The following is a 16,962-nucleotide window of genomic DNA, read 5'->3' on the forward strand; positions in this document are numbered from 1 at the left end:
AAGGGAGGTGAACGAAACCGCTAGCCCCCGCCGATGCTGTCGCATCCTCTTCTCAGTTCATGATTTAGGGGCCCTGCTTCGAACCCGCGATGTGCAGCGGCACGACTCAGCGCAAAACGACTCCGCCCTCGATGCCCGTGAACTGCGCGCGCAGCTCGGTCTTGAGCAGCTTGCCGGTGGCGTTGCGCGGCAGTTCGGCGACGAAGTGCACGTCACGCGGACACTTGAAGTGCGCCAGCCGCTCCCGGCACCACGCCACGATCTCCTCGGCGCTCGGTGCCTGTGTTGCCGGGTCGGCGACGACGATCGCGACGACGCGTTCGCCCCACTTTGAGTCCTTGCCGCCGATCACGGCGGCGTCGAGTACCGCCGGGTGGCGGAAGAGAACTTGCTCGACCTCGATCGGGTAGACGTTCTCGCCGCCGGAGATGATCATGTCCTTCTTGCGGTCGACGAGGGTGATGAAGCCCTCGGCGTCCATGCGCCCGAGGTCGCCCGTGTGGAACCAGCCCCCGCGTAACGCCTCGGTGCTCGCCTCGGCCTTCATCCAGTAGCCGGTGAACACATTCGGGCCGCGCACGATTAGTTCGCCCACGGTGTCGGTCGCGACGTCGCGGTCGTCGTCGTCGACGATGCGGGCGTCGACATGCATTGCGACGCGGCCGATCGACCCGGCCCGCTTGCTGATGTTCTCGGCGTCTAGGACGGTCACCAGGGGAGCGGTCTCGGTCATGCCGAAGCCCTCGGTGAAGGGCACGCCTCGCTCGCGCATGAAGTCGATGACCGTGAGAGGGACGGGCGACCCGCCGCCCATGGCGAAACGCAGCGCAGACAGGTTGAAGGAGTCGAAGTCGGACACCTGTGTGAGAGCGGTCCACATGGCCGGCACCATGAACTGAACCGTGACGTGGTGGTCGGCCATCGCCTGCAGCGTAGCTCGCGGCTCGAAGGACGGCATGATGACGCTGGTGCCGCCGACGTAGAGCAGCGGCAGGGTGTGTACTCCCAGCCCGCCGATGTGGAACATCGGCGCCACCGCGACGGTGACGTCCTCGCCCCGCAGGCCGATGTCGGTGCCGAGGACGTTGATCGCGTTCCATAGCAGGTTGTCGTGGGTGAGGATCGCGCCCTTGGGTCGGCCCGTCGTCCCCGACGTGTACATGATGAACGCGGGGTCGCTGCCGTCGACGTCACCGTTGAGCGGTTCGAGCGCGGCGCCCGAGACGACGTCTTCGTAGCCGAGCTCGCCCGGCGCCGGCACCCCACCGGCGCGCACGACATGGCGCACGCGGACTCCGGACTCGGTGACGGCGCTCCTGGCCTGCGCGGCGAACGGCTCGTGGAAGACCAGAACATCGGCGCCTGAGTCGGCCAGGATGTAGCCGATCTCGGGTCCGGCAAGGCGCACGTTGAGCGGAACTGCAAGTGCGCCCATTTTGGCGCAGCCCAGCAGCACCTCGATGAACTCGGTCGAATTGACCAGCAGCATCGCGACCCGATCGCCCTTGCGCACGCCGAGGGCGATGAGTGCGGCGGCGACCTGGTTGGTGCGCCGATCGAGGTCGGCGTAGGTGATGTGCGCGCCGTTGCTGATCAACGCGGTGCGCCCGCCGTTGAGGAAGGCGCGCCGGGTCACCCACTGACCGATGCCGAGTTGCATGCGATTCCCTTTCATTCCGCGGCGACTCAGTAGGACGCGGGCAGTTTCAGGCTGTGCTGCGCCACGAAGTTGAGGATCATTTCGCGGCTGATCGGCGCGGTGCGCATGAGCCGGGCCGGACCCCACAACGTGGCGAGGCCGTACTCGGTGGCCATGCCGTTGCCGCCGTGGGTCTGAATCGCCTGGTCGAGCGCCAGGATGCCCGCCTCGGCTGCGGCATATTTCGCCATGTTCGACGCCTCACCCGACCCCGGATCGCCGGCGTCGTGCAGGGCGGCGGCACGCTGAGTCATCAACCGGGCCAGCTCAACCTGGATCTTGGCGTGGGCGAGCGGGTGCGATACGCCCTGGTGCGAGCCGATCGGCGCTCCCCACACGTGGCGGTTGCGGGCGTAATCGGCGGCTTTATCCAGCGCGTAGCGACCGATGCCGTTGCCGAGCGCCGCCCCCATGATTCGCTCCGGGTTCAGGCCCATGAAGACCTGGCGCAGGCCCTCGTTCTCCGCGCCGATAAGGTTGGCGGCCGGCACGCGGACGTCATCGAAGAATAGAGTGAACTGCTTCTCTGGAGTGACCGCCTGCACCGGGATGAGTGACTTGGTGAGCCCGCGGACATCGGTGGGCACGACGAGCAAGCTGAGTAGTCCGCGACCACTGTCGTTGGTAGACGTTCGGGTGACGACCAGGATCGCTTCGGCTTCGTCGACACCAGAAATGTAGTACTTGGTGCCGTTGATGACCCAGTCGTCGCCGTCGCGTTTCGCGGTCGTGGAGATGTTGTGCGAGTTCGAGCCCGCGTCCGGCTCGGTGATCGCGAATGCCATGATCGTCTCGCCGCTGGCGATGCCCGGCAGCCACTGCTGCTTGAGTTCCTCACTGCCGAATGCCTGGATGATCGTGCCGCAGATGGTCGGCGAGACGACGGTCATCAGCAGCGGGCAGCCCGCCGCGGCGAGCTCCTCACCGACGATCTGCATGTCGTAGATGCCGCCGCCGCCGCCGCCGTACTGCTCGGAAAGGTTCACCCCGAGGAAGCCCTGTTTGCCCACGGCCTGCCACAGCTCGGTGCTCTTCGCGCCGGCCAGCGACTTTTCCAGGTAGTACTCGTGTCCGAAGTCCTTGGCGATCTCGGCGACCGCCTTGCGCAGGTCCTGACGTTCCTCTGTCTCGTGCAATTCCATGACACTCCTCACATCGGTATCGACGCGCCACCGATCGGGAGCGCGCCGGGTTCATTAGAGCTCGGTGGCGTCCGACGCCACTTCACCGCCGTCCACCGCCTCGACCACGGCGAGGACGTCACCGCTCGAGACCTGATGGCCGACCTGGACCGGCAGGGCGCTCAGCACCCCGTCAATCGGGCTCGCGACGGTGTGCTCCATCTTCATCGCCTCCAGGACGACAAGGGTTTGGCCCGCCGAGACCGTCTCGCCCTCGGCGACTGGCAGTCGGACCACCGAACCCGGCATCGGCGCGGTGAGCGACCCGGGCGGGTTCAGAGTGCTCGGGTCGACGAAGCGTGGCGCCAGCCGCAGGGCGGAGTAGCCGGCGACCGAGTCGAGGTGGGCAACATCGCCGTCGAGGACGACATCATAAGTGCGGCGCACCCCGTCGACGCGCAGCACCACCCGCTCGCTACTGCCCTCGACAACCTCGACGTCGGCCAACGGCTCGTCGTCGACCTGCAGGCAGGTCCCTGTCGAACCTAACGTGTACCCGACGCGCACTTCGCGCCCACCCTGGGTCTGCCAGGTTGTGGTCTGCGGCTGCGAAGGGTTGTTGCGCCAGCCGGCGGGCAACGTGGCCTGCAGAGTTGCGACGGCACGCCGCGCGGCCACCCCGGCCACGGTCGCCGCGACGGCGTGCAGGCGCTCGGACTGCGTGTCTGGGAGGGCAGCGCCGAGTTGGGCGACGTCGTGTCGGTCAAGGAACCCAGTGTCGGTGCCCCGCCCGGCGAACTCGTCATGGCGCAGGACGCGAACAAGCAGGTTGCGATTGGTGGTCACGCCGTGAATACGGGCGCCGGCCAGCGCCGCCGAGAGGCTGGCAAGTGCCTCGTCGCGCGTTGGTGCCCACGCGATGACCTTGGCCAGCAGCGAATCGTAGTAATGACTGATGACCGAACCGGCACGAAAACCCGAGTCAACCCGCACGCCGGCAAGCGCCGGGACATCCAAGGTGCGCAGGGTGCCGGTACAGGGCCGGTAGTCATCGGCCGGATCCTCGGCGCACAGACGGGCCTCGACCGCGTGACCGCGAATTCGCGGGTTGTGCATCTCCTCAGGCAGCGGGCGGCCCATGGCTACGAGCAGCTGGGCACGCACCAGGTCGAGGCCGGTGATCAGCTCGGTAACCGGGTGCTCGACCTGCAGCCGGGTGTTCATCTCGAGGAAGGCGAAGGAGTCGGCTTTGCCATCCTGAGCGGCGTCGTAGACGAACTCGACCGTCCCGGCGCCTACGTAGCCGACGGCGCGCGCGGCGGCGATGGCGGCCTCGCTCATCCGAGCGCGCAACGCGTCGTCGACGACCGGTGACGGCGCCTCCTCGATCACCTTCTGGTGTCGACGCTGCACGGAGCACTCGCGCTCGAACAGAGAGACGACGTTTCCGTGCGTGTCGGCCATGATCTGGATCTCGACGTGGCGTGGGCGCTGGACGTAACGCTCGAGGAAGACGGTGCCGTCGGCGAACGCGGCGGCGGCCTCACGCGAAGCGGAGGTGACCGCTTCGTCGAGCTCGTCCGGCGACGCGACAATGCGCATGCCTCGGCCACCGCCGCCGGCGCTGGCCTTGACCAGCACGGGGTAGCCGACGTCGGCGGCCAGCTTCGCCAGCTGCTCGGCCGATAGCCCCGTCGTGTCGCCACCGGGCAGCACAGGCACCCCCGCGTCGGACATCGTCTTCTTGGCCTGCAGCTTCGAGCCCATCGCGTCGATCGCCCCGGGCGGCGGACCGATGAAGACGAGGTCGGCGGCGGCACAGGCGCGCGCGAACCCGGCGTTTTCCGAAAGGAAGCCGTAGCCGGGGTGTACTGCGTCCGCGCCGGTGAGCGAGGCAGCGGCGATGATCCGGTGGATGTCGAGGTAGGTCTCGGCGGCAGACGAGCCGGGAAGGTGCACGGCCTCGTCGGCGTCGGCGACGTGCCACGCGTCGGCGTCGGCGTCGGAATAGACCGCGACGGTGGCGATCCCGAGATCGCGGCAAGTGCGGAACACCCGCCGCGCGATCTCGCCACGGTTGGCGACCAGGACCTTGCGGATCTTGGGCATCGCCATCACATCCGGAACACGCCGTAGCCACGCTGGCCACGGACCTCGCCGTTGTGGATCACCGACAGGCAGAACCCGAGAACGGTCCGCGTATCGCGGGGATCGATGATCCCGTCGTCGTAAAGTCGGCCGCTGTTGGCCAGTGCGACGGATTCGCGCTCGATCTGTTCCTCGACGGCGGCGCGCATCTGGGCGTCGGCCTCCTCGTCGAAGGGCAGCCCGCGGTCGACGGCGGACTCGCGCGCCACGATGGACAGCACTCCGGCCAGTTGCGCCGGACCCATCACGGCCGACTTCGAGTTAGGCCAAGCGAATAGGAAACGCGGCGAGTACGATCGCCCGCACATGCCGTAGTTCCCGGCACCGTAGGACGCACCCATGGTGATGGTCACGTGCGGAACTGTGCTGTTGGACACGGCGTTGATCATCTTGGCGCCGTCCTTGATGATGCCGCCCTGCTCGTACTCGGCACCGACCATGAAACCGGTGGTGTTCTGCAGGAAGATGAGGGGGGTGTCGATCTGATTCGCCAGTTGGATGAACTGCGAACCCTTCTCGGCCTCCTCACTGAACAGGATGCCCCGTGCGTTGGCGAGGATGCCGACCGGGAAGCCGTGGATCGAGGCCCAGCCGGTGACGAGTGACGTGCCGTAGAGAGGTTTGAACTCGTCGAAGGCCGAGCCGTCGACCACTCGGGCGATGACGTCGCGGGGGTCGAAGGGCACCTTCGGATCGACCGACGCGATGCCGAGCAGCTGATCGGGGTCGTGCACCGGCGGGTGCGGCGGCGTGGTGGGTCCGGGGCCGCTCTTCCGCCAGTTGAGCCGCGCCATGATGCGACGGCCGATGCGGATCGCATCCTGCTCGTCCTCGGCCATGTAATCGGCCAGCCCCGAGGTGCGGGCGTGCATGTCGGCGCCGCCGAGCGACTCGTCATCGGAGACCTCGCCCGTGGCCATCTTGACCAGCGGCGGACCGCCGAGGAACACCTTGGAACGGTTGCGCACCATCACGACGTAGTCGCACATGCCCGGGACGTACGCACCTCCCGCGGTCGAGTTGCCGAAGACCAAGGCCAGTGTCGGCAGCCCCGCTGCGCTGTGCTGTGTCAAGTCGTGGAACAGCTGTCCGCCGGGCACGAAGATCTCTGCCTGTGTGGGCAGGTCGGCGCCGCCAGACTCGACGATGTTGATGATGGGCAGTCGGTTCTCCCGCGCGATGGCCATGCCGCGGAACACCTTGCGGAAGGTATAGGGGTTCGATGCGCCGCCGCGGACGGTGGGGTCGTTGGCGATGATCATCGACTCGATGCCCTCGACCACGCCGATGCCTACCACCACGCTACCGCCGACGGGGAACTTACTGCCCCAGGCGGCGAAGGGGCATAGTTCGAGGAACGCCGTGTGGGGGTCGAGCATCAGCTCGATGCGCTCGCGGACAAGCAGCTTGCCCCGCTTACGGTGGCGCGCAACGTATTTCGCGCCGCCGCCGCCGTTGACCAGCGCCAGTTGCTCCGCGATGGTGTCGAGTTGCGCGCTCAGTCCTTCGCGGTTCTTGAGATAGCCGGGCGCGGTGTCGTCGACCCGATCGGGCAGGACCTGTACCAAAGTTTTCCCTCCAAGCGAGCATCGACGTCGATCTACTAGGCGCTGATGTTAGCCGCAATTAACATCAGGTGACAACGGTGCGGGGCAGGCGTCGGATTTGTTCCGCGCCATGGTTCCGTCGAATGGCGAGGGATCGAAGCGGTGCGTTTCGCTGCAGATCGAGCGATCGAAGGAATTGACTGGGGAGGGACGGCACACAGGGCCCGTGGGAGGTCGTATCGAGTTCCTCGTCCGGCGCGCGTGGAGTCTACGGTTCGCGATCTCGGGTGAACACCCGCAGCGATTGTCAGTGTCGCGCCATGCCCTTCAGCCAACCGAGTAGTGCATAACGCCGGTCGGCCAGAATTTATCGGGTCTCCTCGGCTTTGGCCAGCGGCGGAGCGGCCTGATCAGGCGCCTGTCCGAGGGTATATAGGCCGAGAATGCCGAGAAAACCCGCACAGTGCTCGATGAGCATTTCAGTCGAGAGGTTCAGTTGTCCATCTATCCAGCGACGGAGTATCTCGAACAGGCCCCCGACACCGTAGGTAGCGGCGAGATCTGCGACCTGGAGCACATCGCTGGGTATATCGAGGTGCAAGCGGGCCTCTCTGAGCACCAGCTCCGCAAAATCGGTCATCAGATCGCTTCGCAGCTGCCGAAGGAGGGGTTCTGCGCCCGACTCGACAAACAGTATGCGGGCCATGCGGGGATCGTTCTCGATCACCTGAACCAGGGCCTTGATCGGAGCGTAAGCCAGTTCTTGAGGAGCAACCGTGTCGTCCGGAATGGCGCTGGTTATCACCGCTTGGAAGGTAGTGGAGATCTTGGCAAATACCGCACGCAAGAGCGCGTCTCGATCGCGAAACTGTTGGTAGAAGTACCGGCTCGTCACTCCTGATTTCGCACACACGGCGGTCACGGTGCACGCGGTAGCTCCGTGGGTGCCCATGATTGAGACCGCGGCATCAATCAACATCACGCGACGCTGTGCATCGCGTTGAGTTGCGGACAGCCCGCCATAGACACGTGCTGGACTCATGTCCTACAGTCTGGCAGTCTTATCTGACAAGGCATAAAGTCAGATCCAAACTTCGAGGAAGGACCTCAAATGTCGGACGATCAAGCCCCGACCCCGACCCGGGTGCTGCCAAAACCCAGGCGCGTTCGGTTTCCGATGCCGACCTCCACGAAGCGGCAACATTTTGTCGATGGCGACCTGGTGATGAGCCATTTCATCTCGGTGCTTTCTGCGACGTTCCCGGAAGGCGAGGATTTCTTCATCCGCTCGGTCAGGAACTTCCAGAGTTCCATCGACGATCCCCAACTAGAGACAGCGGTCAAGGGTTTCATCGGACAAGAGGCCACACATCGACACCAGCATCGTCTCCTAAACGAGCGACTCCAGGTCATGGGTTATCCGACCGCGCGAATCGACCGTCATGTCGGACGCTTGATCAAGCGATTGGAACGGCGCTTTTCGCCGGAAATGCGGCTGTCCATGACCTCCGCGTTGGAGCACTACACCGCTACGCTGGCAGAAATCATTCTTACCAGCGAAGACGCCCAGAAGCTCATCGGCCAGACAGAGGTTCGACCGATTCTGCTGTGGCATGCCTTCGAGGAGTCGGAGCACAAAGCGGTTGCCTTTGATGTCTATCGGCTGGTGGGAGCAACCGAGCGCACCCGTGTACGGGGCATGCGGATCGCTTCAGTAATTCTGTTCGGCGAGCTCATTCTGCAGACTGCCTTGTCTATGGCCGCTGATAGAGCCTCATATAACCCGGTCACCCTGGTGCGCAGTCTGTACCGCTTTAGTCGCACCCCGATGTTCACCGCCGATGCGCTGCGGCGTTTCCGTTCCTACAATCGCCCGGGTTTCCATCCTGATGATTGGGACAGCGCCGCGGTCCTGGAGCATTGGAGCAAAGAACTGTTCGACCAAGACGGTTCACAGCGAGTTATCGCTTCGTCGGGATAGCAAAGATGCGGAAGTGCGGCGACGCAGGAGCACCGTTCCTGCGTCGCTCCTTCCGAACAGGGTGCGACGCGTCGGTGACTCACGGATTCGGTGCTCGGTGGCCGGTGAAGGTGGCGGTCGGACCCGCAAATGCGGTTCGCAGCGATCGCCACGGGGCTGGCTGGCCCTGTTGTGAGCCTCGATCAGTCGCTGATGACATAGCGTTGAGCCAGGGTTTCAGCAAGTCTGCTGGTGTGCGCGACCACTTCTTTCTCGGTCACCGCAAGCAAACCGGAGTGCCAGGCGGTGATGACTTCGACGAATCCCCCGACAGCGATCAGGGTGTCCATGCGAAGGGCTATCTCGTCGGCATCTTGTCGGAGGTGTGGCCGGCTTGCCTCAACGACCAACTGCGTTGCTTCCTGTAGCGCCACGGCGCGGCGGTCTTGTAGCGGTGAGCTACCGACATGCTGAGCGAGGAGGATGCGTGCCCGGCCGGGATCGCGTGCGATCCGGTCGACCACGATGGTGATCGCCGCGGTGATGGTTTCGATCGGCGGCCGATTCGCACGCTCGTTGAAGAGCGCGGCGACCTCGCCGAGCATGTCATTGCGGACGCCATCCCACGCAGCAACGAGCAGCTCATCGCGCGTCTTGAAGCCCTCGTAGAAGTATCGATCGTTCAGCCCTGTGCGGGCGCATACGCCGCGCATAGTGACCGCGGCCCAACCGCTCTCACTCCAAATCTCGGTTGCGGCCTCGATCAATTGCTGCCGTCGCTCGGCACGACGCTCGGCCCCGGTCCGACCACCCCAGCGCTTGTTTCTCGACCGCACCTCTCCATCTTGACAAGGTGCTCGTTCCACCACCAAACTGGTGGCATGCGACACCAATGGTGGCTGGTGCCCCCAGATGAGAGTTTCCCCACAGCAGACGTCCATGTCGCGACCCGAAAGGCAGACGGATGAGATTGCTGCCCTTCGGCGGCGCACCAGGCAGAACGCACCGCGCCGATGCAGTCGTCACGGGCGCAGGAAGCGGTATCGGCCGCGCATTCGCCGTGGAGCTTGCGCGCCGAGGTGGACGCGTGGTGTGCGCCGACAAAGATCCCGTCACTGCAAAAGAGTCGGCAGAGTTGGTGAGGCAGGCTGGCGGCGAGGGCTTCGACATCGCATGCGATGTCACCGATCTTGAGCAGGTCCGCAACCTCGCTGATGTGAGCGAAGACTGGTTCGAGAAGGCTGCGAGCCTCGTCATCAACAACGCCGGAATCGGTGCGGGCGGCAACCGCATCGGCGCGACGTCGATCGAGGACTGGAACGCGGCGATTTCTGTCAACCTCTGGGGCGTTATCTACGGCTGCGAGACTTTTGTGCCTCGGCTCCGCAGCAATGGGCATGGCGGAGTCATCAATGTGGCGTCGGCAGCGAGCTTTGGCTCGGCCCCTCGGATGGCGGCTTACAACGTGAGCAAGGCCGGGGTGCTCGCTCTGTCGGAGACATTGGCGGCCGAACTGAGCGGTACTGACATCAACGTCACAGTGCTTTGCCCCACCTTCGTGAAGACGAACATCGTCAACAATCCTCAAATCGACGAGGCGGCTGCAAGACTCGCGGCCAACCTGATGAAATGGACCGGCATTTCGCCACAGCACGTTGCTCGAACGACGTTGAACGCGCACGATCGCGGACAAATTTATGTAGTACCCCAACTCGATGCCAAAGTCTTGTGGCAACTCAAGAGAGCCCTACCCGGCCCCTTTACTCGCACGCTGGGCCTCGTGGAGCGCATGGCCTCATGGAACGATTCAGCCGAGTAGAGGAGCAGGGAAAATGGCTTTCGCATACAGTGACATGCTCGAGACAATCAAAAACAAGCAATGGGCTCTTGCCGATATCGATTGGAACGCCCCTGGCGCGGAACTGATCACCGATGAACAGCGTCCCAAACTCAAGCAATTCATGTCCGACGTGGTGTGGATTGAGCATGTTGGAGCACGTGCCTTCGCCGCGATGGCTCCAAAGGCGCCATTCGAAGCGCTCGGAGACATTTACCGTTACTTTCACGCCGAGGAGCAGCGTCACGCCAATGCCGAACTTGCCTTGATGCGTCGCTGGGGCATGCTCGAGGAAGGCGAGAAACCGGTCCCGAACAAGAATATTCGGCTGGTCATCGAATGGCTGGACCGTTATGCGGAAGCCCTGCCCCTGACCGTCATCGGGGCCGCGATTCCGGCACTGGAGACTGCGCTCGATGGAGCGCTGCTGAAGTTTCTCCTCGATGAGGTTGACGACCCTGTGTGCGGGGAGGTGTTCAACAAGGTCAACAGCGACGAATCAAGGCATCTCGCGGTTGGCTTCCAGGTCTTGAATGACCTGGGCGCCAGCCCGATGCGAATCCACGCCATTCAAACTGCGGGTGCTCTTGTCGACCCGCGAATTCTCACCGGCGCTTTGCTGTATATCCCGCTCCTGACGCGCATGTTGATGAATCTCAACGCTATGGGTCTGTCCGAGGAGAAGTTATACAACGCAGTGACGCGGTATGCCAATGTCGGCGATCGCAGTGAGCATACGCGGAGGGTGCCCGGCTATCACATCTTGAAGGCGCACATGTCGTCGTCCATCAAGCGGTCCCAGCCTCTGCACTTCGTGTCTCAGCGCCTTGGCAATGCGATCGATGTTTTCCCTGTTCAGATTTTCGGTCGGCCGCCATCCTGGACGGACGAACTGACCTACGAACCGGTTGCCAAATGACAGGCACCACGACGACGTTGATCGTCGGCGCCGGGTTCGCAGGCATCGGTGCGGCGATCAGACTGCTTCAAGAGGGCACGGATGACTTGGTCATCCTGGAACGGTCAGATCGCGTCGGAGGCACCTGGCGAGACAATACTTATCCCGGTGCGGCCTGCGATATTCCCTCGCTTCTCTACTCCTACTCGTTCGAGCCGAATCCGGGCTGGACTCGTACCTACTCGGGGAGCGCTGAGATCCTCGAATATATCGACGATATGGTCGCCAAGTACGATCTTGCCCGGTTCATCCAGTTTGATACCGACGTGACTGCCTTGGAATTCGATGAGAGTGCCGGCATCTGGATGGCCGACACGGCAGATGGAAAGCGGTATCACACCCGGTCAGTTGTGATGGCCAGTGGACCACTTGCCAACGCCAGCTTTCCCGATATTCGGGGTATTGACTCGTACGGTGGAAAAAAGATCCACAGCGCTCGATGGGACCATGGCTACGATCTCGGCGGTAAGAGGGTTGCAGTCATCGGGACAGGCGCGAGCGCGGTTCAGATCATTCCCGAGCTCGTAAAGTCGGCTGCCTCGGTCAAAGTCTTCCAGAGAACGCCCGGCTGGGTGTTGCCCAGGGTGAACTTCAGGCATCCGGCCTGGGCGCGTTCGACCTTCACACACCTGCCGGTGAGCGAACAAGCGCTCCGCGACGCGTGGTTTTGGGCCCACGAAGTGATGGCAGTGGGTATGGTCTGGAACACCGCCGCGACGTCCGCGATACAGCTGGCGGCCAAGGCTCATCTCCGTCGGCAGGTGAAAGACTCCTGGTTGAGACGTCAGTTGACGCCCCATTTCAGGCCTGGATGCAAGCGCATGCTCATGACCAGTGATTATTACCCTGCGCTACAGGCGGATAACTGCAAGCTGATCAGCTGGCCGATCGCCACATTGTCACCCAACGGTGTTCGGACCGCCGACGGTGTCGAGCACGAAGTGGACTGTATCGTATTTGCCACTGGCTTCGATGTGGCCAAACGTGGCACCCCGTTCCCGATTAGCGGCCTCGGCGGTCGGAAGCTCGGCGATGAATGGTCTCAGGGGACATTTGCCTTCAAGAGCGTGAGCGTGGCCGGGTATCCGAACTTATTCTTCACTTTCGGACCGAATTCGGGGCCAGGCCACAACTCGGCGCTCGTATATATGGAGGCTGCAATTGACTATATAGTCAAGGCGATCAAGCTCCTTCAGCAAAATGACATCGGCACTTTGGATGTGAGGGAGGATCGTCAGGACCGCTATCACTCCGAAATTCAGCGCCGCCTTCGACGAACGACTTGGAATTCGGGGTGCAGCAGTTGGTATTTGACCGAGGACGGCTACAACGGCACGATGTACCCAGGTTTCGCGACCCAGTTTATGAGAGAACTATCCCGCTTGGATCCTCATGATTACGTGATAACCCGGCGCGACGATACACACGTCGAGCTGACGCAATCACTCTGAATACAAGTTTGCAAGGCTGACCGTCAGAACGGTGAAATACAGGAATGGATCGCAAGTCCGACCGTAATTACGAGATAATTATCATAGGAGCTGGATTTTCCGGCATCGGGTCTGGCATTAGCTTGATGAAGGCGGGATTTACCGACTTCTTGATGGTTGATGACGCCGATGGCGTAGGTGGTACGTGGCACTGGAACACCTACCCGGGTATCGCTGTCGATATACCGTCGTTCAGTTATCAATTCTCATACGAAATGCGGCCCTCTTGGTCGCGCACGTACGCCCACGGCAATGAGCTCAAAGCCTATGCCGAGCGATGTGTTGAAAAGTATCGGCTCTGGGACCATATTCGTTTCAACACAACCATTACCGAGGCTTGTTTCGACGAGAACGCAACACGGTGGCATTTGACCAGTGCCAATGGTGAGGAGTTCACGGCACGCTTCGTGATAAATTGCTCCGGCGTTCTCAGTCGGCCAAAGTGGCCTGAAATCAAGGGGGTGCGAGATTTCGCCGGCGTTACGCTCCACACGGCTAGATGGGACAATGCCAAAGATCTCAGCGGGAAGAGGGTTGCAGTAATCGGTACCGGTGCATCGGCGGTGCAACTGATACCCGAAGTCGCAAAGAAAGCAGAGAGTCTGACGGTATTTCAGCGAACTCCAATTTATTGTCTGCCGAAGCCAGACTTCCCCATACCGACGTGGGGTGGAAGGCTTCTACATTTCCTGCCGGGGGCACAATTGGCGACCCGGACCGCCAGCCAGGCGTTCGTGGAAATCACTTTCCCAATCGCCGCTCACTTTCATACGGTGATACCGTTCGCCGATGTCATGGAGAGCGCCGCAAAGCGGTACATGCGGCGTGAGGTCCATGACCCGACGACGAGAGAACAACTCATTCCGCGCTACTCGTTGGGCTGTAAACGACCCAGCTTCCACAATTCCTATCTCGCAACGTACAACCGGTCCAACGTTTCGCTCGAGACGAGCGGCATAACCCATATCGACCATGCATCCGTCCATACTCGAGACGGCAAAGCTCATCCCATTGACGTCTTGATCCTGGCCACCGGCTTCAAAGTGATGGAGTCGGGCAACATGCCAACTTACGTATTGAAGGGACGCGGCGGGCTGGAGCAGGCTACATGGTGGGACGAGCATCGACTGCAGGCCTTCGAAGGGGTGAGCGTCCCGGGATTTCCGAATCATTTCAACATCTTCGGCCCGTACGGCTACAACGGTTCCTCGTACTTCACGCTCATCGAGGCGCAGAGTCGGCACATCGTCCGGTGTCTTCGTCGCGCGCGGGCGCTGGGTGCTAACTGCGTGGAGGTCAAGAAGGAGGCGAACGACCGTTATTTCGCCGAAGTGCTAAGGCGGCGTCACAGACAGGTTTTCTGGCAGCCGAGCTGTTCCAATGCCAACAGCTACTACTTCGACAGGCACGGTGACGTTCCACTCCGTCCATCAACGACTCTGGAGACCTATTGGCGGAGCCGCACCTTTCGCCTCTCGGACTACCGATTCGAGAATCGGCCCGAAGAGGTGTGTCCCCGGTGACCAGAATGGATGCCCCTGACTGGCAGCCCAGTCTTGCCAGTCATCTCGTCGCGATGTCCTCGCGAACCACGCTGCGGCCACTGGCGCAGCTGATGCCATCAAACGCCTACGGACTTGCGGTGATGGATCGCGTGCTTCGAACAGCGCTCGTAGCCTCACGGCCTCGGCGCGGCGTCACAGTGCGCAAGGTTGACACTGTATTCGCCGGAGGCCCGGTTCGTGGGGACTGGATCACCACGCCTGCCATTAATCCGCATGCCAACCCTTTGCTGTACATCCACGGCGGCGCCTATTCTATGTGCTCGCCGGAGACGCACCGCGGTCTTCTTGGTGAACTCGCCTCGGCGAGCGGGCGCCCCATCTTCGCAGTGAAGTATCGTCTTGCCCCGCGGTATCCCTATCCCGCAGCCGCGGACGATGCGCTGAATGCGTATCGCTGGCTTACCAGCGGAGGGTCCCCGGGTTCTTGTCAGCGCACCGTCGCGGTTGCCGGCGATTCAGCGGGCGGTCAGCTCACGATGGCCACGGCCTTGGGCGCACGTGCAGTTGGATTGCCGCTCCCTGATGCGATGCTGCTGATGTCTCCCGTCCTGGATCTCAGGTGCGAACTTGCCAGAGCGCGTGAAATTCGCCGCCGGGATCCTTTTGCCTCCGCTCAATCAGCGGCGCGCGCTCTTGACCTCTACGTAGGTGGCGCAGATCGCGGAGATCCGCGCCTCAGCGTGCTTGACGCGGACCTCACCTCGATGCCGCCGATCCTCATTCAGGTGGGCGGGAGAGAAATGTTGATCGATGACTCGCGCCGTCTCGCCGAGCGACTTCAATCAGCTGGATCCCACGTCGAGATCCAGGTATACCGGGGACAGATCCATGTATTCCAGGCTATGTTCCGGATTCTTCCCGAAGCCCGAGACGCGATTCATCGAGCGGGACGCTTCCTTGAAGCCTCGGAAGTCAGGTGAAAGTGTCCGAACAGGCAATGCTCCTACACCTACACCACCTCGACCGCCGCAGCGTGAAGTCAGTCGTCTCTGCCTCATGAGCAGCAACTTCGCGACGGCCTGTCGCGCATACGATCCGTCGATCGTGATCATCGGGGCCGGCTTCGCCGGGGTTGCGATGGCCCACCGGCTGAAGAAGGACGGGTTCACGAACTTCACGATCCTGGAAAAGGCTGCAGACATCGGGGGTGTTTGGCGTGACAACACCTATCCGGGAGCGGCCTGCGACGTGCCGTCAGCGTTGTACTCACTCTCGTACAAGCCCAATCCTCGTTGGTCACGGCGATATGCCGAGCAACCCGAGATACTCAAGTACCTCCAACAACTCGTGGAGAGTGGCGGACTGGCCGCGCATCTGCGTACCCAGACCGAAGTTGTCGCAATGACCTTCGATGACCAGCTAGGGCGTTGGACCCTGGTTACGAACTCGAACGAGACAATAACCTGCGATGTCGTCGTCTCGGCCGTGGGTCAGCTCTCCTTGCCCCACGTACCCGTTATTGCCGACGCAGACACCTTCCAGGGGCCGCGCTTTCATTCGGCGCGTTGGGACCGATCGGTTTCGCTTCGCGGCAAGCAAGTAGCCGTCATCGGCACAGGAGCTAGTGCCATCCAATTCGTGCCACACATCGCCCAGGAGGCGGAGCATGTCACGCTATATCAGCGCACGGCTCCGTGGATCTTGCCGAAGTGGGACAGCAGGTATGGAGTCCTTCACGACAGGGTGAGCGAGTTATTGCCGATGGCGCTGCGCCTCGAGCGTTTCGCGGTATGGCTAATTTTCGAGTTGCTCGCTGTGACGCTAGTCGACGCGAAGCCCCTCTCACGCGTCCTCGGTGCGATCGCGCGCCGCCACCTACATCGGCAGGTTGCTAGCCCATCTTTGCGCGAGCAATTGATGCCTTCGGACGCGCCAGGGTGCAAGCGAGTGCTGTTCTCGAATGATTACTATCCAGCAATCGCGAGTGATCGCGTGTCGTTGGTGCCGAAGGCTATCGCAGAGCTCTGCGACAACGGTGTCAAGACCGTGGATGGAGAGTTTCGTCCTGCAGATGTCGTGATCTACGGAACCGGGTTTCGCGCCACCGATTTTCTCGCCCCGATGTCCGTGCGCGGCTCTCGCGGAGTCTCCTTGGCCGAGGTGTGGAAGACCCAGGCGTACGCATATCTGGGCATCACTGTCCCCATGTTCCCGAACCTGTTCCTGCTTTATGGTCCCAACACGAATGTGGGCTCGGGGTCGATCCTCTACATGATCGAGTCACAAGTCCGTCACATCGCAACGCTCATCAAAGCCGTGGCTGCTCATCCGGGTCATGCGATCGATGTCAGGACGGAGAGCGCGCAACGCTACAACACGCGCTTGAGAAGGCGACTACGGAGGTCGGTGTGGGCGCTGTGTGCGAGCTGGTATCGAACCTCGAGCGGGGAAATCCCGACGAACTGGCCGGGGCCTACCTTGGTTTATCGACTCCTTACCCGGAAGCCGCACAGCGGCGATTACGTCTTGAGAAACGTCGGGCGTCTAAAGGTCGGAGACCCTGCAGAACCGAGCCTGGCCGACTAAGGGCACGAGACGCGCACTTAACCGCTAGGCCAATAATGTCTAGATATTGACATCAATGGCATCTTTGTAAAGACTGGTGGACGCCGTCAAAGCGGCCCAGCGTCCAGGAGG

13 protein-coding genes are annotated in these 16,962 nt (G+C 62.3%); 7 read left to right on the forward strand and 6 right to left on the reverse strand.

What is annotated here, in order from left to right:
* Positions 1-106: 106 nt before the first annotated feature.
* The 5 genes from AC5Y5B_RS14710 to AC5Y5B_RS14730 all read right to left on the reverse strand — a co-directional run bounded on the left by AC5Y5B_RS14710 (position 107) and on the right by AC5Y5B_RS14730 (position 7,557).
* The gene (locus tag AC5Y5B_RS14710) at positions 107-1,660 is read right to left on the reverse strand and encodes an acyl-CoA synthetase (RefSeq protein WP_112632379.1); all 1,554 of its coding nucleotides are present in this window, start codon (positions 1,658-1,660) and stop codon (positions 107-109) included.
* A 26-nt stretch (positions 1,661-1,686) separates the two neighbouring features.
* On the reverse strand, positions 1,687-2,841 hold the full coding sequence (locus AC5Y5B_RS14715) for an acyl-CoA dehydrogenase family protein (protein ID WP_043410090.1): 1,155 nt from the start codon (positions 2,839-2,841) through the stop codon (positions 1,687-1,689).
* Between the two features lie 54 nt (positions 2,842-2,895).
* The gene (locus tag AC5Y5B_RS14720) at positions 2,896-4,929 is read right to left on the reverse strand and encodes an ATP-binding protein (protein ID WP_205869061.1); all 2,034 of its coding nucleotides are present in this window, start codon (positions 4,927-4,929) and stop codon (positions 2,896-2,898) included.
* A gap of 5 nt (positions 4,930-4,934) precedes the next feature.
* Positions 4,935-6,536 carry an acyl-CoA carboxylase subunit beta gene (locus AC5Y5B_RS14725; protein ID WP_112632381.1) on the reverse strand — a complete coding sequence of 534 codons (1,602 nt, stop codon included), beginning with the start codon at positions 6,534-6,536 and terminating at the stop codon, positions 4,935-4,937.
* A 346-nt stretch (positions 6,537-6,882) separates the two neighbouring features.
* A complete protein-coding gene (locus AC5Y5B_RS14730) occupies positions 6,883-7,557 on the reverse strand; it encodes a TetR/AcrR family transcriptional regulator (protein WP_011560584.1) in 675 nt (224 codons plus the stop codon).
* A 69-nt stretch (positions 7,558-7,626) separates the two neighbouring features.
* Between AC5Y5B_RS14730 and AC5Y5B_RS14735 the strand changes: the two genes are divergently transcribed.
* Entirely contained in the window at positions 7,627-8,496 is an 870-nt protein-coding gene (locus tag AC5Y5B_RS14735) for a metal-dependent hydrolase (RefSeq protein WP_011560583.1), read from the forward strand.
* Positions 8,497-8,678: 182 nt separating this feature from the next.
* On the opposite strand, the gene AC5Y5B_RS14740 is transcribed toward AC5Y5B_RS14735, so the two are convergent.
* Positions 8,679-9,311, reverse strand: a complete 633-nt coding sequence (locus AC5Y5B_RS14740) for a TetR/AcrR family transcriptional regulator (protein ID WP_005086596.1) — start codon at positions 9,309-9,311, stop codon at positions 8,679-8,681.
* 128 nt (positions 9,312-9,439) lie between these two features.
* Between AC5Y5B_RS14740 and AC5Y5B_RS14745 the strand changes: the two genes are divergently transcribed.
* From AC5Y5B_RS14745 to AC5Y5B_RS14770, 6 genes are all read left to right on the forward strand, one after another.
* The gene (locus AC5Y5B_RS14745) at positions 9,440-10,294 is read left to right on the forward strand and encodes an SDR family NAD(P)-dependent oxidoreductase (protein ID WP_005086595.1); all 855 of its coding nucleotides are present in this window, start codon (positions 9,440-9,442) and stop codon (positions 10,292-10,294) included.
* A gap of 13 nt (positions 10,295-10,307) precedes the next feature.
* Positions 10,308-11,231: a hypothetical protein gene (locus AC5Y5B_RS14750; protein WP_005086594.1), complete on the forward strand. Its 924-nt coding sequence runs from the start codon at positions 10,308-10,310 to the stop codon at positions 11,229-11,231.
* On the forward strand, positions 11,228-12,721 hold the full coding sequence (locus AC5Y5B_RS14755; protein ID WP_005086592.1) for a flavin-containing monooxygenase: 1,494 nt from the start codon (positions 11,228-11,230) through the stop codon (positions 12,719-12,721). Before AC5Y5B_RS14750 ends, AC5Y5B_RS14755 begins: the two co-directional genes overlap by 4 nt.
* Positions 12,722-12,765: 44 nt before the next feature.
* Positions 12,766-14,283: a flavin-containing monooxygenase gene (locus AC5Y5B_RS14760; RefSeq protein ID WP_011560579.1), complete on the forward strand. Its 1,518-nt coding sequence runs from the start codon at positions 12,766-12,768 to the stop codon at positions 14,281-14,283.
* Positions 14,280-15,245 (forward strand): alpha/beta hydrolase, encoded by a 966-nt coding sequence (locus AC5Y5B_RS14765; RefSeq protein WP_012296509.1) that lies wholly within the window; start codon positions 14,280-14,282, stop codon positions 15,243-15,245. Before AC5Y5B_RS14760 ends, AC5Y5B_RS14765 begins: the two co-directional genes overlap by 4 nt.
* A gap of 76 nt (positions 15,246-15,321) precedes the next feature.
* Positions 15,322-16,851 carry a flavin-containing monooxygenase gene (locus AC5Y5B_RS14770; RefSeq protein ID WP_011856019.1) on the forward strand — a complete coding sequence of 510 codons (1,530 nt, stop codon included), beginning with the start codon at positions 15,322-15,324 and terminating at the stop codon, positions 16,849-16,851.
* The last annotated feature ends 111 nt before the right edge of the window (positions 16,852-16,962 follow it).

The organism is Mycobacterium sp. NGS33, assembly GCF_059812885.1.

Coding starts and splice junctions, on each gene's coding strand:
- AC5Y5B_RS14710 (WP_112632379.1), bottom strand. CDS start 1,660: ATGCAACTCGGCATCGGTCAGTGGGTGACCCGGCGCGCCTTCCTCAAC.
- AC5Y5B_RS14715 (WP_043410090.1), bottom strand. CDS start 2,841: ATGGAATTGCACGAGACAGAGGAACGTCAGGACCTGCGCAAGGCGGTC.
- AC5Y5B_RS14720 (WP_205869061.1), bottom strand. CDS start 4,929: ATGCCCAAGATCCGCAAGGTCCTGGTCGCCAACCGTGGCGAGATCGCG.
- AC5Y5B_RS14730 (WP_011560584.1), bottom strand. CDS start 7,557: ATGAGTCCAGCACGTGTCTATGGCGGGCTGTCCGCAACTCAACGCGAT.
- AC5Y5B_RS14735 (WP_011560583.1), top strand. CDS start 7,627: ATGTCGGACGATCAAGCCCCGACCCCGACCCGGGTGCTGCCAAAACCC.
- AC5Y5B_RS14745 (WP_005086595.1), top strand. CDS start 9,440: ATGAGATTGCTGCCCTTCGGCGGCGCACCAGGCAGAACGCACCGCGCC.
- AC5Y5B_RS14750 (WP_005086594.1), top strand. CDS start 10,308: ATGGCTTTCGCATACAGTGACATGCTCGAGACAATCAAAAACAAGCAA.
- AC5Y5B_RS14755 (WP_005086592.1), top strand. CDS start 11,228: ATGACAGGCACCACGACGACGTTGATCGTCGGCGCCGGGTTCGCAGGC.
- AC5Y5B_RS14760 (WP_011560579.1), top strand. CDS start 12,766: ATGGATCGCAAGTCCGACCGTAATTACGAGATAATTATCATAGGAGCT.
- AC5Y5B_RS14770 (WP_011856019.1), top strand. CDS start 15,322: ATGAGCAGCAACTTCGCGACGGCCTGTCGCGCATACGATCCGTCGATC.